Source organism: Streptomyces sp. NPDC046881 (assembly GCF_040645015.1).
GTDB lineage: Bacteria > Actinomycetota > Actinomycetes > Streptomycetales > Streptomycetaceae > Streptomyces.
Window position 1 is genome coordinate 1 of record NZ_JBEYXJ010000103.1, and the last position, 22,349, is coordinate 22,349.

Consider the following 22,349-nt stretch of genomic DNA (forward strand, 5'->3'; position numbering starts at 1 on the left):
CCGGCCGCGGCATCAGCGCCTGCCGCGGCTCCGGCACCCGCTGCCGCTCCCCCAGAGGCGGCGCCCGCACCGGCCGCAGCGCCGGCACCAGCCGCAGCACCGACCCCAGCGGCACCTGCTCCGGCCCCGGCTCGGGCGCCCGCTGCCACTCCTCCAGCACCGGCACCCGCACCGGCACCAGCCGCAGCGCCAACTCCAGCGGCGGCACCAGCAGCTGCCGGGGCTCCGGCGCCCGCGGCCGCTCCCCCGGCGGCAGCGCCCGCACCGGCCGCAGCACCGGCACCAGCCGCAGCGCCAGCCCCGGCTGCTGCCCCGGCACCCGCTGCCACTCCTCCAGCACCGGCACCCGCACCGGCACCAGCCGCAGCGCCAACTCCGGCGGCGGCACCCGCGCCCGCGGCGCCAGCCCCGGCTGCTGCCCCGGCCCCCGCTGCTGCTCCCCCAGCGGCGGCACCCGAACCGGCCGCGGCACCGGCACCCGCCGCAGCGCCAACTCCGGCGGCGACACCGGCACCTGCTCCGGCCCCGGCACCCACTGCCGCTCCCCCGGCCGCAGCGCCCGTGCCAGCCGCGGCACCGGCACCTGCCGCAGCCCCGACCCCGGCGGCGGCACCCGCACCCGCTGCCGCACCGGCACCCGCACCCGCGCCGGGCGCGGGAGCTGCCAGCCCCGGTACGGGTGCACCCGTACCGGCCGGAGGCAACGGCGGGGGCGGCGGGAAGACCACTCCCGGCGGCACCGGCAGGACCGGAGGCGCGGCGGGAGGCACGGGTACAGGGGGCGGAACGGGTGCGGGTACGGGAGGGGGCGGGGGCACGACCGGCAGTGGGACGGCCACCGGAGGCAGGGGCAGCGGCACGGGCGCCGGAGGCGAGGGCAGCGGCACGGGCGCCGGAGGCGGGGGCGGTGGGGGTGGTTCGTGCAGCGTGAACTCGCCGGTCGCGTGGGCCTCGAGCAGCGGCGGCGGCTCCGCGCAGCCGTCGGGTTGAAGCGTCCTGAGCCGGTCGCTGCCCGTCACCTTGCCCTCGCTGAGGTACCGGCCCGGGAACCGCTCCACGGTCGCCACGCACCGCGCCGAGCCCCCCGGTTCCAGGCTCGGGACGAGGTCGCCGCCCGACGCGCAGACGATGGCGGGCGGCTGGAGGACGGGGTCGGTGAGCCGGAGGTCGAACACCGTGCGGTTGCCGGTGTTGGTCACGTCGTAGAAGACGGTGGCCCGGCCGAGGACCAGGGTCCCGTCCAGTGCTCCGGCGCCGGTCGACACCGTCTCGGTCAGCTCCAGGTTCCCGCCGACGCCGGTGTATCCGGAGCGGGCGGCGGCCCGGGACTCCGCGCCGAGGGAGGGGATGCGGCCGACGGCGGTGACGTCGGCGATCCAGGTGCCCGGCCGGGCGGTGGCCCAGGCGGTGCAGGTCGCCGAGTCCAGGCCGCGGAGCATCCCGAGGCGGTCGCCGCCGCCGGGGCAGCGGATGTCGGCGTCCGGGAGGCCCGGGTCGCTCACCCGCACGTCGTACAGGTCGGCCCCGGTGCGGTTGATCAGACGGTACGTCTTCACCAGCGGGCGGCCGACGCGGATGCCGGGACGGGTCGCCTCCGTACCCGGTCTGGTGTCGACGGCGACCCGGAGGTCCAGCCCCTGGGATCCCGCCCCGTCGGCGACGGCACGCTGCGCCGGTCCGCCGTAGGCCGCCATGAGCAGCGGCAACACAACGGGAAGACGTGTCCCGAGGGCTCGCCAGCACCTCCCTAAAAGTCCTATGAACACACGAAAAGGACTAACAGAGCGGTCTACGGGCAGGCTTCGGCCCACGCCGGTCACCGGACGCAACCGTACGAAGATCACTCCGGTGGCCGCGCGGCCGCTCAGCCGCCGGGCATCAGGCCCGCCGCGACCGTGGCCCCCAGTTCCCAGCAGGCCTCGATGCCGGCCTTGCCCGGCTCGCCGGTGACGGTCACCGGTTCGGCCGCCCGGCGCCAGCCGAGGCCGGTGGTGACGGTGTCGATGGCGCGGACGGCGCCGGTGACGTCGTTGCCGCCGTGCACGTAGTAGCCGAAGGGGCGGCCCCGGGTCTCGTCCAGGCAGGGGTAGTAGATCTGGTCGAAGAAGTGCTTGAGGGCGCCGGACATGTAGCCGAGGTTGGCGGGGGTGCCGAGCAGGTAGCCGTCGGCTTCCAGCACGTCGGAGGCGGTGGCCGACAGGGCCGCCCGGCGTACGACGCGGACGCCCTCGATCTCCGGTGTCGTGGCGCCGGACACCACGGCCTCGAACAGCGCCTGGCAGTGGGGCGAAGGGGTGTGATGGACGATCAGCAGGGTAGGCACATGCGGCACCCTGCCGTGCGTCCGCCGCCCGTGGCAAACGGCGGGCGGGCCGCGGCCGGCGTCGCGAGGGGCGCGCCGCCGGGGGTGACGGGAGGAGTCGTGGTGACCGAGGAGGACCGCCGGCCACCGGCCGCCGTGGTGTTCGACGCGCTGGGGCTGGAGTACGAGCGGGCGTTCGCCGGCTCCGCACCGCACCGGGCCTCGCTCGGCCGGCTGCTGGAGTTGCTGGCGCCGGGCAGCAAGGTGCTGGACGTGGGCAGCGGGACGGGACGGCCGACCGCGCTGACCCTGGCCGAGGCCGGTCACCGGGTGCTGGGCCTCGACGTCTCCCCGGTCATGGTCGAGCTGGCCGCCCGGCAGGTGCCCGGGGCCGAGTTCCGGCTCGCCGACATCCGGGAGGCTACGGTGCCGGAGGCCTCCTTCGACGCCGCGTGCGCCTACTTCTCGCTGCTCCAGATGACCCGCGCCGAACAGGCCGCGGTGGTGGCGAAGCTGGCCCGGGCGGTACGGCCCGGCGGAGTGGTCGCGCTGGCCACCGTGCCGCTGGACGTGGAGGACGTCGAGGCCGTCTTCATGGGCCAGCCGGTGCGGGTGACGAGCTTCGCCGCCGAGGCGTTCACCGGGCTGGTGACCGGAGCGGGCCTGACGGTGCTGTCCGAGGAGCACGAGGTGTTCACCCCGGACCATCCCGAGGCCGTGCCCGAGCCGCACCTGTTCGTCCTCGCCCGACGCGCGGCGCCGTGACCCGCGGCCGGTGAGCCGCATTCCCGTTCGGCGTGGTCGGTGCCCTCGGTTACAGTGACGGCTCTGAACCGAAGGGGAGGCAGCAGTGCAGGTCAGGGTGGGGACCGTGGGAGCCCGTGTGATCGTGGCGGCGGCGCTCGCCGCGCTGCTCGGCGGCTGCGCGGGGTCGGCGGACGGCGACGGGAAGAAGTCCGCGAGCGCTTCGGCGGACGCCGAGGAAGCGGCGGCCGGGGCGAAGGGCACGGCCGCCGTGCGCGGCGGCACGATCGGCGCGGCCGGTTCGGCCTGCGAACTGCCCGTCAGCTTCGCCCTCGCCCAGCACTGGAAGGCCAAGTCCATCGACGCCGACAAGGAGCTGTCCAAGGCCTCGAAGGGCGGGGACGGCGACCTGAGCGGGGCCCTCGCCGACGCCTTCCTCCGCCAGGGGCCGGTCACCGCGGCCTGTGAGATCGACGCCAAGCCGGCCGGCAACATCGGCTTCCTGCGCGTGTGGACCGGCAAGCCCGGCGGCGCGGACGCGGCCGGTGTGCTGCGCGCGTTCGTCGCCGCCGAGGACAACGTCAGCAAGCCGAAGTACCACTCCTTCAAGACCGGCGGCGGCGTCGACGCCGTCGAGGTGGAGTACCTCTTCACGAGCAAGCTCCTGGAGGAGACCAAGAAGGAGAGCGCCTTCGCGGTCAGCACGCCCGAGGGCCCGGTCGTCCTGCACCTCGGCGGCATGGACACCCAGGAGCACGAGGAGATGCGACCCGCCTACGAACTCGCCAAGCAGACCCTCCGGCTGGCCTGAGGCCCGCCGCCCGCCTCCGCTCAGTCGGGGGCCGTGGACCGGCCCAGGTAGGTGAGCGGGCCGGCGTCCGCGACCGGGATCCGGTGGAAGCCGACCCGGTCGTAGAAGGCGCGGGCCGCGGTGTTGGCGGTGACCATGCCGAGGTGGACCGCCTGGACCTCCTGTCCGCGCAGGGCGTCCAGGAAGGTGCGCATCAGGCGGCGGCCGTACCCCCGCCCCTGCCAGGCCGGCAGCAGGTCGATGTGCAGGTGGGCCGGGTAGCCGGCGAGTTCGGGGACGAGCATGCGTTCCGGGTGGTGCAGGAGCCGGATCATCTCCTCGGTGGGCGTCCGGGGCGGTCCGGCGGGCTCCGGATAGCGGTCGTGCAGCCGGGGGATCCAGTCCCGCCGGAAGTCCTCGGCGAAGCGCTCGGTGTCGGCGGTGCCGACGATGTACCCCACGGCCCGGCCCGTGCCGTCGTCCAGGACGAAGGCGAGGGCCGGGTCGAAGTGGCAGTACGGCTCGGCGAAGAGCGACGGCATGAGGCGCAGGTCCGGGTAGATCGCCCGGGAGTCTCCTCCCTCGTGCGCGGTGCGGACACAGACGTCGGCCACGGCGTCGCGGTCGGCGGGGCGGTAGGGCCGTATCACGGCGGCCTGGGAGAAGCTCGGCATACAGGCATCCTGCTGTTACGGGAGCGCTCCCACAAGGGCGGTTGGGGCCGCCGTACCCGTACGGCGGCCCCACTCACGTGACGGTCAGTAGCGCAGGCGCCTCGCCCGCAGGAGCATGAACAGGCCGGACAGGGCGAGCAGCGTGCCGATGGCGCCCGGCCACAGATGGGCTCCCGTCTCCGCCAAGCCGCCCTGCGCGGCCTGGGGTTCGGGCTGCGCGGACGACGGCGGAGCGAAGGCCGCCGCGGTGACCTGGCCGGGGGCGGAGGCGGGCGCCGAGGCGGCGGGAGCGGAGGAGGCGGGCGCGGACCGGGACGGCGTCGGCCGGGCCGCCGCCGAACGGGCCGTCTTGGCGCGGGGTTCGGCGGGCTCGGCCGGTGCGGCCTTCTCGTCCGTGTCGTGCTTGGTGGTGCGGGCCGGGGCGGTCGTCGCGTCGTGGTGGGGGGCCTCGGCGGACTCGGAGGCCGCGGGCGGCGCCGGCACGGAGGCGCCGCTCTCACCGGGCTGCTCGGCGGAACCGTCACCGGGCTGCTCTGCGGAGCCGTCACCGGGGGCGGCGGAGGTGGGACTCACGGTCGGACTCGCGGTGGGACTGGCGGTGGGACTCGCCGTCGTACCGGAGTCGTCCCCGCCCGAGCCGCAGGTGCGGCCCTCGTTGATGCACTCGACCATCTCGCGCATCAGGTCCTCGTCGAAGACGTTGACGAAGTCGCCGTGGTCGGTGACGGGCTTGTGCAGCTGCTCCGGGAAGGAGTCCACCGCGAACAGCGGGACCGTCCGGCCGCCGTCCGCGAGGCTCGGCGCGTCGACGTCGTAGACGATGCGCTGGACCAGCTGCGGAATGGGCCGGAAGCCCGCCGGGCAGGAGCCGTCGACGGCGGTGAAGGCCACGTGGGTGCGGTGGTTGGCGCTGTCGATGTTGCGGCCGTCCCAGCAGCTCTGGAACCGGAAGGTGCGCACGACGTCGCTGCCCGACGGGCACAGCGGGTACTTGTCCTTCAGCTGCCGGTCCTCGTAACCGGTGCAGCTCCAGGAGGCGTTGGCGTTGCCGGGGCCGTTGACGAAGGCCTTGGCGTCCCCGGTGATGATGCGCAGCAGGCGCGGCATGGCGGTGACCTCGCCGCGCGGGTTGCCGACGAAGGTCAGCGTCACCTGCTTGGGCGTCACGATCTGGCCCGCGTTGCCCTCCGTACCGCCGCCCGGCGCCCCGGCGTCGCGCTCCTGGGTGCCGTTCTGCAGGCGCAGCACCGGCCAGTAGTACGAGGACTTGTCGCCCTGGTCCGCACAGCTGGTGCCGGCCCGCGCCAGGTCGTCGTCGCTCGCGAAGGCGTTGTTCGCCTGGTTGCCGACGTAGTCGTGGAAGTGGTGGGCGCCGTTGGAGACGCCGGGGGCGACGATGACGTTGTCCGAGTTGAACAGGCCGTTCGCGTTGACCCCGCAGTCGGAGGTGAAGGTGCCGCGCGAGGCGCCGGACTGCGGCTGCGGGGCCTGCGCGTCCGGCGGTACGGCGGTGATGTCCGCGTAGTCGGAGACGACGGGCCCGTTGCCGCCCTGGCCCGCACCGCCCTGGCCCGTGCCAGTCTGCCCCGTGCCGGTCTGCCCCTGGTCGGTGCCGCCCTGCCGGCCGTCGCCGGCCGGTGTGCCGGTGGCCTGGCCGGTGTCACCGGGGCGCAGGGTGCAGGCGGCCAGGGAGTCCAGGCCCTGCGGGCGCTCCCCCGCCCGGTCGATGGCGTCGGCTATCCGCCCGATGGACGCCGACCGCCGCTCCTTCAGCGGCTGCATGATCGTGGCGTCGAGGGAGTCGGTGTCCGGGCTGCCGGCCTGCTGGAGTTGCCGGTAGGCCGCCGCCGTCCGCTGGTCGAGCGCGGCGAGTTCGCGGTCGACGTCCGCGCGGGCCGCGTCCGGTACGGCCGTCAGCCGGTCGCCCACGTCGGGGCAGTCGATGGTCGTCATGCCCGCGGAGCGGACCTGTCCGGTGGTGTCCGTACCGGAACCGTCACCCCAGCCTTCGCTGGCCGAGGCATAGACGTTCGCCGCGACGAGCCCGGTGCCGCCCAGCATCAGGGCGGCCGCGGCGAGGGTCGCGCGTCGTGCACGGGTCGGGCGTCTGCGGCTGTTGCGTACCAAGGTCGTCCCCTGTGTGTGAGCACCGGTCGGGCATGGAGTTCCCCGGCTTCATACGGAGGGCGGCGCCACCGTGTTCAACGGAATCTCGAATTCACCGGGATCTCACAGGAAACCATGGCTCCCGCCCTTTCCCCGTCGAACGTCACAGCGAACATCACGAATATGTATCGGACATTTCACACCTCAACCTTCACACGAGGCACACACGTTGGCTAGGTTGACGCGAGGCCACCGCCCGGCTCTGCCCCGGCGAGCCGCTCAACTGCCCTGCGGGGCAAGGAAGGAGCACGTCTTCCATGGCGCCGGAGAGCCGCGACGAGGTTCGGCAGCGGATCGCATCCCTCTACGACCAGGCGGAGAACGCCACCGGGAACTTCAACGCGACCCGGGCGATGGCCGCCCGCACACGGTCCCGTGGCGTCCCGCTGGCCAAGCGGGCGGGCCGGCGCCCGGATCCGGGACTCGAAGAGATCGCCCGGCAGTGGTTCGACGCGGCCCGCGCCAAGATCGGCCCGACCGTTCCGGCCGTACTGCCCGCCGACCGGCTTCCCGACGCGCCCCCGGCGCCCGGGCGTTCGTGGGACCGGACGGGCGGTCTGCCCGGGGGCGAGCGGGAGGTCCGAGCGCTCCCCAGCGGCGGGGACGCCCCCGCCCTCCCGGGCGGTGAGCGGCAGGCCCTGCCGTCCGCCGAGCGGCCCGAGGCCCTTGAGCGAGGCGCCCGCGCGGTGGCCGAGCTGACGGCCGGCTCGCCGGCGGACCTGCCGGGCCGGCCCGCACAGGCCCCGGAGAGCGGGCAGTTCGCGCTGCCCGGTGCGGCGGGTCTCGAACTGCCGGGGCATGCGGTGGCGTTGCCCGGTAGTGGTACGGCGGAACCGGGCGGCTGGGGCGCACCCGGACCGGCGGTTCCCGCCGCCCTGCCGGCCGCCGCCGGGGCGGCGGTACCGGGAGCCATGCCGCAGACAGCGCAGGCAACCGCGGTTGCGCCGGCGACGGGAGCCACGGCTCAGCTGCCGACGGGAGCGCCGGTCCAGATGGCGACCGCGGTCCGGATGCCGACGGAAGACCCGGTTCCGGTGGCGATGGGGACTGCGGTCCAGACGCCGATGGCGAGCCCGGCGCCGATGCCGATGGAAGCCCCGGTTCCCATGGCGGTGGGGGCTGCGGTCCAGACGCCGATGGGGAACCCTGCTCCGGTGGCGCCGGGTGCTGCGGTGCAGCTGCCCAGGGCGCTGCCCGGTACCGCCGTGCCCGGCCGCCTCTCCCCCACCGCCGCCAAGTCCGGCGCCCGGTGGAAACTCGGCAGAGCGCGGGACCTGCTGTCCCTGCGGGCCGCTCAGACCAGTTTTCCCGGTATCGCGGTTCAGCCCGCCTGGGCGCCCGGGGCCCAGGAGGTGCAGCAATCCGCCGGGGCCGAGGCGACGGGACAGTGGCAGCAGCCGCAGTGGACGGCTCCGGGCCCGTCGGCCACCGCGATGCCGGCGGCGGGCACTCAGCCTGCCGTTGCCGCCGCGCCCCTGACCGACACCGGCTCCCTCACCGCACTCACCGACACCGGGTCCTACGCCGTCCCCGTCCCTGCCCCTGCCCCTGCCCCTGCCCCTGCCCCTGCCCCTGCCCCTGCCACCGGCTCCCTCCCGCTTCCCCTGCCCACGCACGCCCCCGAGTCGCCGCGTGCCCTCCGTGCCGCGAAGGCCATCGCGTTCGCCCGGGCGCAGATCGGGAAGCCCTGTGTCTGGGGGGCGATGGGACCGGGCTCGTACGACTGCTCCAGCCTCACCCAGGCCGCCTGGCGGGCGGCCGGCGTCACGCTGCCGCGCGCGGCGCACGAGCAGGCGCTGGCCGGCACCCCGGTGACGCTCGCCGGTATCGAACCCGGTGACCTGGTCCTCTTCTTCGACGACGACCGGCACGTGGGCCTGCACGTCGGCGGCGGCATGATGGTCCACGCCCCGGGGCCGGGGTCGTCCATCCGCGAGGAGTCGATCTACGGCGCCGGAGAGGCGGCGATCCACCGGATCGTCCGTCCGGCCTGACCGGGGTCAGCCCCGGCGACGCCGGGCGCGCCAGCTGTCGTAGTGGTCGAGGAGGGTCTCCTCCACCGGGCGGTAGGTGAGGCCCAGTTCGCGGATGCCGCGGCTGTTGTCGACGCGGAACCGGATGCCGAGGTGCTTGGGGGATGTTGGGTCACGGGGATGCCCTGGGGGAACAGGCCGGAGCCCCCGGATCCCGGCCTCGGCGCCACCCACCCATAAGGCCCCGCTGGGCGAGGCATAAGATCACCTTATGAGGTCATAGACCGGACCCGCGTACCAACTTAGGTCTGCCTTAGTTTAGGCTTCGTGATCACGTCACCCATTCACCTCGAAGGGAACCTGATCATGCCGCGCCCCCTGCGGGTAGCCATCGTCGGAGCCGGCCCCGCCGGGATCTACGCCGCCGACGCCCTGCTCAAATCCGAGGTGGCCGCCGATCCCGGTGTGTCCATCGACCTCTTCGAGCGAATGCCCGCCCCCTTCGGCCTGATCCGGTACGGCGTCGCGCCCGACCACCCGCGCATCAAGGGCATCATCACCGCCCTGCACCAGGTGCTCGACAAGCCGCAGATCCGCCTGTTCGGCAACGTCGACTACCCGGCCGACATCAGCCTGGACGACCTGCGCGCCTTCTACGACGCGGTGATCTTCTCCACCGGCGCGATGGCCGACCGCGAGCTGTCCATACCCGGCATCGACCTGGACGGTTCCTACGGCGCCGCCGACTTCGTCTCCTGGTACGACGGCCACCCCGACGTGCCGCGCACCTGGCCGCTGGAGGCCGAGAAGGTCGCCGTGCTGGGCGTCGGCAACGTCGCCCTGGACGTCGCCCGCATCCTCGCCAAGACCGCCGACGAGCTGCTGCCGACCGAGATCCCGCCGAACGTCTACGACGGTCTGAAGGCCAACAAGGCCGTGGAGATCCACGTCTTCGGCCGCCGCGGCCCGGCACAGGCGAAGTTCAGCCCGATGGAGCTGCGCGAGCTGGACCACTCCCCGAACATCGAGGTCATCGTCGACCCCGAGGACATCGACTACGACGAGGGTTCCATCGAGACCCGGCGCGGCAACAAGCAGGCCGACATGGTCGCGAAGACCCTCGAGAACTGGGCGATCCGGGACGCCGGCGACCGCCCGCACAAGCTGTTCCTGCACTTCTTCGAGTCGCCGGCCGAGATCCTCGGCGAGGACGGCAAGGTCGTCGGCCTGCGCACCGAGCGCACCGCCCTGGACGGCACCGGCAACGTCAAGGGCACCGGCGAGTTCAAGGACTGGGACGTCACCGCCGTCTACCGCGCGGTCGGCTACCTCTCCGAGAAGCTGCCCAAGCTGCCCTGGGACCTCGACTCCGGCACCGTCCCGGACGAGGGCGGCCGGGTGATCGAGGAGGGCGGCACCCCCCTGCAGTCCACCTACGTCACCGGCTGGATCCGACGCGGCCCCATCGGCCTGATCGGGCACACCAAGGGCGACGCCAACGAGACCGTCGCCAACCTGCTCGACGACCACGCCAACGGCCGGCTGCACACCCCGACGGCACCCGAGCCGGAGGCCGTGGACGCCTTCCTCGCCGAGCGGAACGTCCGCTTCACCACCTGGAAGGGCTGGTACGAGCTGGACGCCGCCGAGCGCGCCCTGGGCGAGCCGCAGGGCCGCGAGCGCGTGAAGATCGTCGAGCGTGAGGACATGCTGCGGGCGAGCGGGGCGTAGGCTCCCGCCTCCCCCGGGTCCCAGGGGGCCGGCGCCGGGTGCGCCGGCCTCCTGCCGCCGTTCAGGCCTGGGCCGCGCGGGCGAACAGTTCGTGCAGCGGTACCGGTGACAGCAGCCGGGTGAAGGGGCCGTACACGGACTTGCCCGACCGGACCGCGCCGTGCGTGCTCAGCTTGCCCCTCTCCACGGGCAGATGGGGTGCGTCGAGGGCCTCCCAGGTGTCGTGGGTGAAGGCCGTGCGCCCGGCCCGTGCCCGCCGGCCGGTCTGCACCGCCCCGGCCGCCACCAGCTCCGCCTGCGCCGCCTTGTGCCGGGCAGCCGTCCAGCCGTTCCAGCGGCGCACGTTGCGGTCGGTGGGCCGGGCGAGGGCGTGCAGCTGGAGGTGGAGCGCGGCGGCGTCCGTCCCGACACCGAGCCGCTGCGCGACCTCCGCGACCAGGCCGGGGACGCTCAGCGCCGGATTGGCCTCGTAACTCCCCGCGGGCACCGGTGTCCCGGCCGCACGGGCCGCCGTCCGGGCCAGTCCGTCGAGCAGCGCCCGCATCCCCGTGACCTCCTCCCGGAGCCGGGGCAGCTCCAGCCGGTCGCACAGGTCCAGCGCCCGCGCCACACGCGCCGGCTCGGTGAGGGCGGCCGTCCGCAGGAAGACCTGCCCGCCGGGGACCACGACGACGAGCGTCCCGTCCTCCAGCGCCGTGGGGGCTTCCGTGACGGTGTCCAGGAGCGGCTCCGGGCACGGGACCACGGTGCCCGCGTAGGGCCGGAAGGCCCGATCCCCGGCGGCCGCACGGGCCAGGGCCGGATGGGGCAGCAGCTCGACCAGCGTGTCCGGGGCGGCGAACCACGCCCGCAGGTGCTCGTGCAGTTCCAGCGCGCCCTCGGCGGCGGGGTCGCCGGCGGGCCGCTCGGTCAGGGCCCAGGCGATCACGGACAGCGTCTCGGTGTGCGGGGCCCGGTCCCGGCGTATCCACGCGCCGGCCGTGCCGTCCGGTCCGGCCTCGTGCAGAAGGAGCCGACCGGTGCGGCTGCCGGCCAGGACGTGTCGACCCGGTGCGGTGGGCGGGCGGCCGGCGGACAGGGCGCGGGCCCAGTCGGCGGACAGACCCAGGTCCGCCTCCAGGGCGTCCGCCAGCTCCTCGTCGACGTAGGGCCGCGTGCCGAGCCGCTCGGCCCAGACGGCCGCCATGCGTTCCGCGGCCCGGACGGGTCCGTTGCCCGTCCACAGCTCGGCCGGGTCCTCCGGCAGTCCGGCGGCGAGCAGCGCGCGCCGGCCGTCGGGCCCGAGCCGGTGCCAGAAGCCGTCGTACTCCGTGGCCGCGGCCTTGTTCGCCTTGTAGGGCCTGGAGCGCAGCATCCGGGCGTGGTCGTCGTGCCCGGCGCGGCGCGGGAGGCCGGCGAGGGCCAGGGTGGCGACGGGGCGTCGTACACCGGTGCGCCAGGAGAAGACGGCCACGGCCTCCGGGGTCAGCGGGACCGGCCCGTTCTGTTCGACCAGCTCCATGAGGCGGGTGAGGCGTGCGCCGTCGTCCCGGGTGACCGTGACGGTCCGCTCCTCCTCGGTGCGGGCGGGAGCGGGGGCCGTGGCCGGCTGGACGAAGCGGCGCAGACCGCCGCGTGCGGGGCCGGCCGCGGTATCCGGGGCGGCGGTCAGCTCCTCCTGCGGGGCCCGGCCGGTGCGCCAGGTGCCGCCGGGGGCGGCGAAGGGCTGCCGGCTCCAGGTCCGCAGCAGAGCGTCCAGGGCGGTCCGGTCGGCCTCGGTCGTGGTCTCGACGGCGGCGCGCCAGCCGACGGCGTCGATCCCACCGAGCAGCGCCTGCCATTCCGCGGGGCGTGCGGGCGGGGCCAGACCGCGGGTCTCGTCGTCGATCTCGCCGCGCAGGAAGCGGCCGTCGGCGGCGAGGGCGGTGAGGGTGCCCGGGTGCCGCTCCGGTGCGTGGGTCTCGTAGGCGTGCAGGTCGGGCAGGAGGCCGGCCAGGGCGGGGACGAGGGCGGTGTCGGGGATCTCGGCGGGGAGGGTCACGACCGGGCCGGAGCGCATGATGCCGACGCGCCGGGACAGCTCCGTGCGGCGGCGCAGCACGTCGGCGGCGAGCCGGACCGCGCGCACCGCTCCGTCCCGCACGCGGGCGTCGGCGGCCTCGGGCAGCAGGGCGGTGACCCCGGCGCGCAGTCCGGCGTCGTCCCGGGTGTCGCGGGCGGCGTCCAGCAGGGCGCGCACGGTCGTGTCGTCCACGGCACGCAGCGCCTTGGAGGAGCGTTCGTCGCGCGGTGTGAGGAAGTGCCAGTACGCGGGCGGCGGCACCGGACCGGACTGCTCGCCGAGGGTGGGCGGACGGTCCCGGTCGCGTCCGGAGGGCGGGACGAAACCGTGGACCTGCCAGAGCAGCGAGTTGTCCGCGGCGGCATGACAGCGGACGGTCGCCTCACCGACGGTGACGGCGTCCTCGCCGCCCTCGGGGAGGCCGAGGATGCCCCAGGGGTGGCGGCCGAAGCGGCGGCTGCGGTAGCGGGCGGTGCGGCCGTCGACCGACTCCAGCAGGAACTCGGTGGGCGAGGGACCCTGGTGGGGCGTGCGGTTGAGGACCCGGCAGCCGACGAGCCGCCCGTCCTGCCCGAACGGGGAGGCCGGCGCGTCCTCGGGGAACAGCGCGAGGTACTGGCCGCCTTCGAACTCCTCCATGCCGGCCGGAACCTCCCGGTCACGGTGGAAGTCCGGCAGTGTCCGGTCGGCCGCCGGTGCGCCGGTCGCGGGGTCGTACGGCGTCCAGTTGCCGCGGGTGTGGAACACCTGGGCGCCGTAGAAGCGCCGGCCGTCGCTCATCTGGAAGTCGTGGCCGCCGATGCCCTCGCGCCCGCCGGGCCGCAGCACCCGCTCCCCGTCGAACCGGCCGCCGCGGTCCGGGGTCTCGAACTGGTACCCGAAGCCGCCCTGGATCAGCCCGCCGTACGGCCGCAGGCCGAACTGTTCCTCCGGGGTGAACACCTCGTGCGGCCGGTCGGCCCAGTACGCCTGGTCGGCGGCGGAGTAACGGTCGCCGGTGCGCCAGCTGACGAGGAACCGGCCGCCGACGTAGTGGACGGCGTGCGAGGTCGCCTCGTCCGGCACCCGGAAGGCACAGGTCGCACGGGTGCCCGCGGGATCGACGGCCACGGCGCGGTCGCCGCCGAAGACGGTGAGGACGGGCCAGGTGCAGGTGACGCGGAGGGTGTCGGCCGGGTCGAACGCGTCGAGGGCCGCGTCCAGGGCGGGCCAGCCCAGTTCCTCGGGCAGCCCGGCGCGCAGGGCGCGGGCCAGCGGGCCGGTGAGGTCCAGCGCGGCCAGCGCCTCCTCGATGCCGTCCAGGGCCACGGCGGTGGGCCGGTCGAGGAGGCCGGCCAGTTCGGTGACCGCCTCGTCGGCCGCGGCGAGCCCGCCGCCGCGCAGCTCGCCGAGCAGGCCCTCGATGCGGGTGTGCACCTCGGCGGCGATGCCGGCGTTCTCCGGCAGCCGGGTGATCGCGGTGCCGGCGCCGCGCAGCCCCTCGTGCACGGTGCCTTCGAGGCGGCGGCCGAACACCGGGTGGGCGGCCAGGGCCTTCAGGTCGCGGCGGGACCGGCCCTCCCAGAACGTCAGGCGTACGGCGTCGCCGGGGTCCGCCACCTCGATGCCCTCGGCGAGACAGGCGTCCAGGAGGTCGGCGTCCAGGGCCGGCCGGCCGTACGCGTCCTCGTGGATCACCACGGGGGTGCCCGCGGCGCGCAGCCGGGGGGCGAACCGGGTGACGACCTCGAAGAGTTCGGCGGGCACGGGCTGGCTCGTCACGCCGCCGTACGCCACCTTCCGGTGCCGGTAGGTGCGCGTGTACCGGCCGAGCCAGCCGGCCGGGCCGCCTTCCGGCGGGAGGTGCCCGGCCGCCGCCGCGTCCACGATGCCGCCGCGCAGCAGCAGCCGCAGCCAGGCGGCCGCGTCCTTGCGGGAGTCCGGGAACAGGTCGAGCAACGCGGCCTGCACCCCGGGGTCCTGCGGGTGCTCGCCGAGCGGCCCGGCGGCGGCTTCCAGCAGGGCGTCCGGGACCGCCTTGCCGCGGGCGGCGGCGAGCACGTGCCCCAGCACGCGGGCGTCCTCGTCGGTGCCGAGGCCCGCGGCCCGCGCGGACGCCCCGATCCGGCGGGCGAGGTCGGCGGGGAGGTCACCGGGCGAGGCGGCCCAGGCGGTCAGCACGCGCACGTACTCCTTGTGCGCCTCGGCGGGTGCCAGCTGCCCGGCCAGCCACCGCTGATGCTCACTCAGCTCCTTGACCGGCAACGCCCCGTGGGCCGCGAGGAGCCGCGCGCCGGCCTGCCGCCAGTCCGGGTCGACAAGCAGCGCGTGCTCCTGCTCCGCCTTGCGGGCCAGGGTGTAGGCCTTGGCGGCGGCTCCCCCGGGATACCCCAGCAGGCGGTGGGCCACCGTGTCCCAGAACCAGGGCAGATGGGCGGGCGGCAGCCCGCTCGCCGGCCGCCGCAGCCGCTCCAGGCAGCGCCCCATCCTGGGGTACGCGGACGCCACGGCCGCCGACACCTCGCCGAGCAGGGCGACGGCGGCACGCTCGGCCCCCGGGTCGTGGGACCCGACCCAGAGCGCATAGGTCATGGACCGGTGGGGTTCCGCGGGCAGCAGGTCGTGAGTGAACATGCGGTGATCCTGGCACGGGGCTCCGACAGCCGTGCGGGCCTGTGGACAACCGCCGCAGCCGGCCGCCCGGGCCCTGTGGACACTCCGGGCCGTCTCCGGGACCGTACCGGGAAAACCCCCAAGGTGCTCCCGGGACGGCCCTGTTAGGGTCCTGCGGTGTTCTCGCTGTCCGAACCCGCGTTCTTCTCCCGCCTGCGCGAGGCCCGTCGCGTGCTGGTCGCCGGCGCCGGCGGCGGCTTCGACGTCTACGCCGGACTCCCGCTGGCCCTCGCACTGCGCTCGGCCGGCAAGGAGGTGCACCTGGCCAGCCTCTCCTTCGCCGACCTGTACGGTCTGGACCTCGACAGCTGGGTCGCCGTGGACGTCGCCGCCGTCCGTCCGGACACCCCCCTGCGCGGCGACTACTTCCCCGAACGCGCCCTGGCCCGGTGGCTGCGCGCGCAGGGCCTGCCCGAGACCGTGTACGCCTTCCCTCTCACCGGTGTCGGGCCGCTGCGCGCCGCCTACCGGGCGCTTCTCGAACACCTCGGCGGGGTGGACGCGATCGTGCTGGTGGACGGCGGCACGGACATCCTGATGCGCGGGGACGAGCACGGGCTCGGTACTCCCGAGGAGGACATGGCGAGCCTGGCCGCCGTCGCCGGTCTGGAGGAGGTGCCGGAGCGGCTGGTGGCCTGCCTGGGCTTCGGTGTGGACGCCCATCACGGCGTCAACCACGCCCTGGTCCTGGAGAACCTGGCCGCTCTGGACCGTGCGGGCGGCTACCTGGGCGCCTTCTCCCTCCCGCGCGAGAGCCCCGAGGGCATCGCCTACCTGGACGCCGTGGACCACGCCCAGCGCTGCCACGAGAGCCGTCCCAGCATCGTGCACGGGTCCGTCGCCGCGGCGGTGCGGGGTGCCTTCGGCGACGTGCGCTTCACCGAACGCACCCGGGACAGCGAGCTGTTCGTCAACCCGCTGATGGCGCTGTACTTCTGCGTGGACCTGCCCGCGCTGGCGCGCGCCAACCTGTACCTGGACCGGCTGGAGGACACGGTGCTGATGCGTCAGATCAGCACGGCCGTCAACGGGTTCCGGGAGGAGCTGCCCCGGCAGCGGCCGCCCCGGGTGTTCCCGCACTGACCTCCGGGCCGGGGGGGCGACGGTGGCGGCGGGGGCGGACCGGAACACCGGCGGGACCGGTCACCGTCCGCCCGGACGCCCCGACGCCCCGACGCCCCGACGCCCCGACGCCCCGACGCCCCGACGCCCCGACGCCCCGACGCCCGGGAACGGTCAGCCGCGGGCGAGGTCGCGGCCCCCGACCACGGCCAGTGCCACGGTCAGCAGGGCCAGGGCCGCCGTCTGGCCGAGGCCGCCGCCGAGGAGTGCACCGGCTCCGGGCACGTGCAGCCAGGGGTAGAGGGCCGCGACCCGTACCGCGAGGAGGAGCAGACCGAGCGCGGCCAGGGCGAGGCCGGCCTCGGGGGTCGTACGGTCCGTGTGCCGGGCGCGCCACAGCAGCCAGCCGAGGGCGCCCACGACGAATCCGGTGGCGGGCGCCCAGACCAGGTCCGCGACGCCGGGCAGCAGCACCACGGACCCGCCGGCCACCACGCACGCGGCCAGGAACACCAACCCCGGCGAGCCCGCGGGCAGGCGGGCCTCGGGCGCGTCCCGGTGGTAGGCGGCGCACAGGGCGAGCGCCGGCAGCCAGGCCAGCAGCGCCGCCGACGTCTCGTACCACGGCAGTCCCGGCGCCATGCCGTCCCCGGCCAGCGGGCCGATCGCGCGGACCAGGGGCCACAGGGCCGGCAGGGCCGCGCCGAGCGCCGCGTACCGGGCCGGGCGGCGGCGGCCGTGCAGGAGCGCGAAGTAGGCGACAGGCCACAGCAGGGGCAGCGTCCAGGCCAGCACGGCGGCGACCGTCTCGGTCGTGCCCCGGCCGGTGAACCCGGTGAGGAACATGTGCCGTCCGCTCGGCCCGTGGGTGAACGCCCAGGTCAGCTCCAGGACCGGGGTGACGGCCGCGGAGGCCGCCTGGAGCAGCAGGGCGGACAGGGCGAAGAGGCGGACGGCGGAGCCGAGGAGGGCGTACCGCCGGGGTGCGCCGGGCGCGCCGAGCCGGCAGCGCACGGCGAGCGCGGCGATGCTGGCCACCTCGCCGACCGTGGGCCGGCTCTGGTCCTGGAGTTCGCGGTCGACGTCCCACAGGTACGTCTCGACCATCTCCTCCTCCCGTTCGCGCCGGTAGGAGGCGGGGAGCAGGCGCAGGACGGTGCGGTAGCGGGTCTCCAGCAGCGTGGTCATGCGAAGCCTCCCGCGAGTCCGGGCGTGGTCGGGGGTTCGAGGCCGGCCGGGCCCCCGGTGGCGGGACGGGCCGGGGCGCCGGCGCGGCGGCCCGCGGCGATGCGCCGCTTGGCGGCCCCGGCGCCGGCGGCCATCCGCTCGGCCTCGGCGTCGAGGGCCGCCACGCCCTCGTCGGTGAGCCGGTAGTAGCGCCGCAGCCGGCCCTGCTGCACCTCCTCCCGGTCCAGCACGATCAGGCCGTCCGCGGTGAGCCGGTCCAGCACGCCGTACAGCGTGCCGACCCGCAACTGCACCTCTCCGTCGGAGAGTTCCTCCACCTCGCGCAGGATGCCGTAGCCGTGCCGCGGCTGGTCGGCGAGCGCCGTGAGGACGAAGAACGCCGCTCGGGTCATGCTCTTCGCTGTCATGCGGCCAGGATATATCGGCGGCCGATATATATCGAGCAGAAGGGGCGGGCGGCGCTCGGGGCGGAGGCGAACGGGGTCCGCCCCGAAGCGGATGGACGGGCGGACCCCGTTCGCCGGACATTGTGGGCACCGTGCGGGACGGCCGGGCACGGGTGAACCGCGCTCACCTGACGCGCACCGCGCACACCCCGGGCGTACGGCACACACCCCGTGCGCCGGTCGCACCCCCGGACGACGCGCGGGGCCGGGCCCCGGCCGCCGCATCTCCCCGCCGAACGGTGATACTGGGAGCCACACCCGCCCCCATCAGCAGATTGGCTCATGTCGAACTCCGCCACCGACCGCGCCACCATCCCTCAGACCCTCTGGGCGGCCCGGGGCCGTCACACCGGTCCCGCACCCGAGGAGGCCGTCCGCCGCACCCTTCGCCGGCACAAGAGCAGCGGGGACATCGACGACTTCGCCGAACCGCCGGCCGAGGACCCGGACCGCAGGGTCTTCGAGGCACGCTGGCGGGCCGGCGGCACGGTGACCGTGCGGGCCCGGCTCACCCTCGTACCGTCTCAGGGCCGGCCGGAGGGCCGCGAGTGGCGGCTGGTCGCGGAGGCGGAACAGCCGTGGGACGACGCGTGGCCCTCGCCCGCGACCCTGTTCTGGCCCGAGAGCGGCTCGGACGAGGACGCGGACGGCTCCTGGGACCACCACCCCACGGTCCCCGGTCTGCGCTTGCGGCAGGTCAACGCGCTGCCCGAGGACGACAAGGAGATGCGGCGCCGGCTGCGGGACGCGGCCCGTCAGGCGTGGGTCGTGCACGTCGTCGTCCACGAGGCGATGACGCCGGACGAGCGGGGCCGGCTGCCGCTGGCCCGGCTGCTGCCGCCCGGCCTGCGGCACCGCGTGGTGGAGCACCGGGCCAGCCCGCAGCAGTTGCGCGCGGTCAACTGGGCGCTGAAGGACCTCGGCGTGGAGGTGCCGCGCGGCGGCGCCGTGCTGCTGCCGCCCGACCCGGCGCCGAAGGGCTACGACGGCCGGGAGCACAGCGTCCGCAACGTCTTCCTGGACGGCTCGGAACCGGCCGAACTCCTCACGGCGCTGCGGCACTTCGTCGCCCTGCCCCGGCCGCTGCCCCAGGGCATGGCGGAGGCGCTGACCGATCTGCGGGACGACTGGACCCTGCTGACCCTCCAGGAGGAGCTGGAGCGCCAGCGGCAGCTGGTCGCGATGTACGCCGAGGCGCTGGAGGCGATGACGAAGTCCCGGGACCTGTACAAGCAGGCCGCCGAGCAGGCGCTGGAGGCCCTGGCCGCCTACCGCGACGTGCCCGCGTCCGCCCTGCCCCAGCAGCGGCCCGCCTCGCGGACCCCGGGCCCGCTGCAGCAGCTGACGCGGACGTTCGAGAAGCTGAAGCTGACGGCCAAGGGACGGCCGCAGCCGGAGCCCGCCGCGGACGCCGCGCCGAACGGCACCGCGCGGGAGACGGACGACGGCAAGGACACCGGGGGCGCCGTCGACGACCGGTCGTCGTAGGCGCACGACCAGGACGAGGAGCCGGGATGGACAGGACCACGACCCTGCTGGTGATCGCCGCCGTCGTCGCGGCGGTGCTGCTCGCCGTCGCGGTGGGTCTGCTCGTACGGCTGGTGCGGGCGCGGCGGACCCTGCGGCGGGCGGGGCTGCCGACGGGACCGCGGTGGGTGTTCTGGGGTGCGGTCGCGTATCTGCTGCTGCCCACCGATCTGCTGCCCGACCCGGTCTACCTGGACGACATCGGCGTCCTGCTCCTGGCCCTGCGCAGCCTGCGCACCGCCGGGCCGCTGCCGCGGGGCACGTCCGGGTCCTGACCGGCCCGGCCGCCGAGCGTGCGGTCCGCCCCCGGCCGGGGCGGTGCCAGGGCACCGGCTGCGGGCCGGCCGGGCAGCCGCACCGACCCGTCCCGTTCGCTCCATGCCGCCCAGGTGCGTTCCGCAGGTCTCGGGGCGCATTCTTGCTGTGTCATCCACCCGGAGGCGCACGGGACGAGGTAGGGCCGATGGCTGGGAGCGACGAGCAGGCCGTCCGTACGCGGGCCCGGCTGACCGCGCTGCTGGCCGACGCCTCGACCGGCGCCCTCACCGCGGCCGGCGGGCGGGTGGCGGGTGTGTACCTGCGGTCCGGCATCCCGGGCCTGCTGCGCCTCGCCGTGCTCGTGGGGCTGCCCGGCCCGCTGTTCAAGCCCTGGTGGCGGCTGCACGTCGACCGTCCGTTCCCGGTCGCCGACGCCTACCGGCTCGGCGTCCAGGTGATCCTGCCGAACGCCACCGAGACCATGCGCCGCTATCCGCAGTTCGCGGCCGGCCTGCCCTTCCCGTTCGGGTCCGCGCACCTGCCGGTGCCGGGCGGGACCGAGCCGCTCGGCGTGCTCACCGTGCTGCACCCGGCGGTGGCGGACACCGTCGACGAACTCCTCGACCGGGACGTGCTCACCCGGCTCGCCGACGGCCTGGGCGCCGAGCTGCTCGGCCTGACCGACGGCAACGAGAACGCGGTGTCCTGGGACGCGGAGCCGCTCTGCCTGCGGCCGCCGCCCATGAGCCCGCCCGCGCAGGCCGCCGTAGGGCGGTTCAGCTGGGATCCGGCGACCTCCGCGGTCCGCGCCGACGACCGGCTGCACGCCCTCCTCGGGCTGCGCCCCGGCGAGTTCGCGGGAACAACAGCGGCGCTCGCGGACGCCGTGGCCCCGCTCGACGCGCACCGGGTCCTGGCCGCGCTGCGCGAGGCCGCCGCCGGGAAACCGCCGAACGCACCGCTCAGCCTGCGCGCCCGGGACGGCACTCCGCGGCTGCTGGACCTGTGGCCGGCCGACGCCGACGGGGTCGGACCGGCGGTCGGCGGGGTGGTGTTCGACCCGGGTACGTCCGCCTCCGCGGACGGCGCGGCCGACCTGCTGCCGCAGGGCGTGTTCTGCCTGGACCGGCTGGGGGTGGTCGTGTACGTCAACCCGGCCGCGGCCCGGCTGGCGGGCCGGCCGCGGGAGGCGCTGCTCGGGCGGCCGCTGTGGGAGGCGCTGCCCTGGCTGACCGGGCCGCCGTACGACGACCACCTGCGCGGGGCCCTGCTCTCGCCCGAGCCGGTCCACTTCCACGCCCGGCGGCCGGCCGGGGACCGGGACGAACCCGCCGAGGGCGACTGGCTCGCCGTGTCGGTGCACCCCGGCACCGACCTGCTGACCTGCACACTCGTCCCGGCCAGCCGCATGGACGCCACACGCGAAGCGGTCCCGGAGCCGCACGTCGTACGGGACCCGGTGGCCCGCGGTCACGCGATGGCGCCGCTGTACCGGCCGATCGCACTGGCCATCGCGCTGACGGACGCGGTGACCGCCCGGCAGGTGTCGGAGGTGGTGATGCAGGAGCTGCTGCCCGCGTTCGGCGGCCGGCAGCTGGCCATCTACCTGCTCCAGGACCGCCATCTGTACCTGGCCTGGGAGACCGGGTTCCCGCAGGGCTTCCTCGCCCCGTTCGAGGGGGTCGGCCTCGACGCCCACCTGCCCGGGGTGGAGACGCTGACCACCGGCCGGCCGCTGTTCTTCGAGTCCATGGAGCAGATCGCGGCGGCCTATCCGGGCATCGCGCTCGACGCGGACGAGGGGGCGCGGGCCTTCCTGCCGCTGATCGCCTCCGGCCGGCCGGTCGGCTCCTGCATCCTCGGCTTCGACTGCTCGCGCAGCTTCAGCACGGAGGAGCGTACGGTCCTCACCGCGCTCGCCGGCCTGATCGCGCACGCGATGGAGCGGGCCCGCCGGTACGACGACGAGGCGGCCCTCGCCCGCGGGCTGCAGCAGGCGCTGCTGCCGCGGCGGTTGTCGGCGCACCCGCGGGTGGAGACCGCGGGCCGCTATCTGCCGGGCACCCAGGGCATGGACGTGGGCGGCGACTGGTACGACGTGGTCGAGGCCGGGGACGGGCTCGCCCTGGTCATCGGCGATGTGCAGGGGCACGGGGTGCAGGCGGCGGCCACCATGGGCCAGCTGCGCAGCGCGGTCCGCGCGTTCGCGCTGGGCGACCGGCCGCCGGACGAGGTGCTGAGCGGCTCCAACCACCTGCTGATCGACCTGGACCCCGGTCAGTTCGCCAGCTGCTGCTACCTGCGGCTGGACCCCGCCACCGGCCGGGCCCGGATCGCCCGGGCCGGCCATCTGCCGCCGCTGCTGCGGGCCCCCGACGGCAGCACCCGGCTGCTGGACATACCCGGGGGTGTCGTCCTCGGGGTGGACCCGCACGCCCGGTACCCGGTGACCGAGCTGCTGCTGGAGCCGGACGCGATCCTCGCCCTGTACACCGACGGCCTGGTGGAGCGGCCCGGCGCCGACATCGACGACGGCATCGCGGCGCTGCGGCAGGCGCTCGCCGGGGCAGGCGCCGCCGTCGGCCGGCGCGGCGGGCGGTCCCTGGCCGGGGTCGCCGACCGGCTGACGGCCACCGCCCGGCATGCCACCGACCGCCCCGACGACGTCGCCCTCCTGCTCGCCGCCCGCCGCGCGGTTCCCGACCCCGGACCGGACCGCGCCGGCCCGCCGCGGGCGGCCGGCCCGAGGAGGCTCGGGTGACGGTCTCGCCTGAAGGCGCCCGGCAGTGTAGACA

13 protein-coding genes and 3 pseudogenes are annotated in these 22,349 nt (G+C 75.6%); 8 read left to right on the forward strand and 8 right to left on the reverse strand.

Translation table 11 applies throughout. The features are described from left to right. Positions 1–685 (reverse strand): annotated as a pseudogene (locus tag ABZ923_RS33105) (hypothetical protein); the annotation flags it as partial. A gap of 1,179 nt (positions 686–1,864) precedes the next feature. Beyond that, positions 1,865–2,323 carry an NAD(P)H-dependent oxidoreductase gene (locus ABZ923_RS33110; RefSeq protein ID WP_361479281.1) on the reverse strand — a complete coding sequence of 153 codons (459 nt, stop codon included), beginning with the start codon at positions 2,321–2,323 and terminating at the stop codon, positions 1,865–1,867. 102 nt (positions 2,324–2,425) lie between these two features. On the opposite strand from ABZ923_RS33110, the gene ABZ923_RS33115 reads away from it, so the two are divergent. Both ABZ923_RS33115 and ABZ923_RS33120 read left to right on the forward strand, forming a co-directional pair. Then, positions 2,426–3,067, forward strand: a complete 642-nt coding sequence (locus tag ABZ923_RS33115) for a class I SAM-dependent methyltransferase (RefSeq protein ID WP_361479284.1) — start codon at positions 2,426–2,428, stop codon at positions 3,065–3,067. Positions 3,068–3,152: 85 nt separating this feature from the next. Further along, positions 3,153–3,857, forward strand: a complete 705-nt coding sequence (locus ABZ923_RS33120; protein ID WP_361479287.1) for a lipoprotein — start codon at positions 3,153–3,155, stop codon at positions 3,855–3,857. Between the two features lie 20 nt (positions 3,858–3,877). Here the strand turns inward: ABZ923_RS33120 and ABZ923_RS33125 are convergent, their stop codons facing one another. Next, complete coding sequence (locus ABZ923_RS33125; RefSeq protein ID WP_361479290.1) at positions 3,878–4,510, reverse strand: GNAT family N-acetyltransferase; 633 nt, start codon at positions 4,508–4,510, stop codon at positions 3,878–3,880. An 84-nt stretch (positions 4,511–4,594) separates the two neighbouring features. Beyond that, a complete protein-coding gene (locus ABZ923_RS33130; RefSeq protein WP_361479319.1) occupies positions 4,595–6,571 on the reverse strand; it encodes a DUF1996 domain-containing protein in 1,977 nt (658 codons plus the stop codon). 1,745 nt (positions 6,572–8,316) lie between these two features. Here ABZ923_RS33130 and ABZ923_RS33135 point away from each other — a divergent pair. Continuing rightward, positions 8,317–8,670 (forward strand): annotated as a pseudogene (locus tag ABZ923_RS33135) (C40 family peptidase); the annotation flags it as partial. Positions 8,671–8,676: 6 nt separating this feature from the next. Here ABZ923_RS33135 and ABZ923_RS33140 read toward each other — a convergent pair. Next, positions 8,677–8,808: pseudogene (locus ABZ923_RS33140) on the reverse strand (cinnamyl alcohol dehydrogenase); the annotation flags it as partial. Between the two features lie 207 nt (positions 8,809–9,015). On the opposite strand from ABZ923_RS33140, the gene ABZ923_RS33145 reads away from it, so the two are divergent. Further along, the gene (locus ABZ923_RS33145) at positions 9,016–10,380 is read left to right on the forward strand and encodes an FAD-dependent oxidoreductase (protein WP_361479322.1); all 1,365 of its coding nucleotides are present in this window, start codon (positions 9,016–9,018) and stop codon (positions 10,378–10,380) included. Positions 10,381–10,441: 61 nt separating this feature from the next. Here ABZ923_RS33145 and ABZ923_RS33150 read toward each other — a convergent pair whose 3' ends face one another. After that, positions 10,442–15,034: a hypothetical protein gene (locus tag ABZ923_RS33150; RefSeq protein ID WP_361479293.1), complete on the reverse strand. Its 4,593-nt coding sequence runs from the start codon at positions 15,032–15,034 to the stop codon at positions 10,442–10,444. A 156-nt stretch (positions 15,035–15,190) separates the two neighbouring features. Here ABZ923_RS33150 and ABZ923_RS33155 point away from each other — a divergent pair, with 156 nt between their 5' ends. Continuing rightward, positions 15,191–16,156: a DUF1152 domain-containing protein gene (locus tag ABZ923_RS33155; RefSeq protein ID WP_361479296.1), complete on the forward strand. Its 966-nt coding sequence runs from the start codon at positions 15,191–15,193 to the stop codon at positions 16,154–16,156. 153 nt (positions 16,157–16,309) lie between these two features. Here the strand turns inward: ABZ923_RS33155 and ABZ923_RS33160 are convergent, their stop codons facing one another. Then, on the reverse strand, positions 16,310–17,323 hold the full coding sequence (locus ABZ923_RS33160; protein WP_361479299.1) for a hypothetical protein: 1,014 nt from the start codon (positions 17,321–17,323) through the stop codon (positions 16,310–16,312). Then, the gene (locus tag ABZ923_RS33165) at positions 17,320–17,715 is read right to left on the reverse strand and encodes a PadR family transcriptional regulator (RefSeq protein WP_358643772.1); all 396 of its coding nucleotides are present in this window, start codon (positions 17,713–17,715) and stop codon (positions 17,320–17,322) included. The genes ABZ923_RS33160 and ABZ923_RS33165 overlap by 4 nt, the downstream gene beginning before the upstream one ends. 336 nt (positions 17,716–18,051) lie before the next feature. Here ABZ923_RS33165 and ABZ923_RS33170 point away from each other — a divergent pair, with 336 nt between their 5' ends. The 3 genes from ABZ923_RS33170 to ABZ923_RS33180 all read left to right on the forward strand — a co-directional run bounded on the left by ABZ923_RS33170 (position 18,052) and on the right by ABZ923_RS33180 (position 22,315). Next, complete coding sequence (locus ABZ923_RS33170; protein WP_361479302.1) at positions 18,052–19,257, forward strand: hypothetical protein; 1,206 nt, start codon at positions 18,052–18,054, stop codon at positions 19,255–19,257. A 26-nt stretch (positions 19,258–19,283) separates the two neighbouring features. After that, entirely contained in the window at positions 19,284–19,571 is a 288-nt protein-coding gene (locus ABZ923_RS33175) for a DUF1232 domain-containing protein (RefSeq protein ID WP_361479304.1), read from the forward strand. A 188-nt stretch (positions 19,572–19,759) separates the two neighbouring features. Further along, positions 19,760–22,315, forward strand: coding sequence for a SpoIIE family protein phosphatase (locus ABZ923_RS33180; RefSeq protein ID WP_361479307.1), 2,556 nt, complete (start codon positions 19,760–19,762; stop codon positions 22,313–22,315). Positions 22,316–22,349 lie beyond the last annotated feature (34 nt).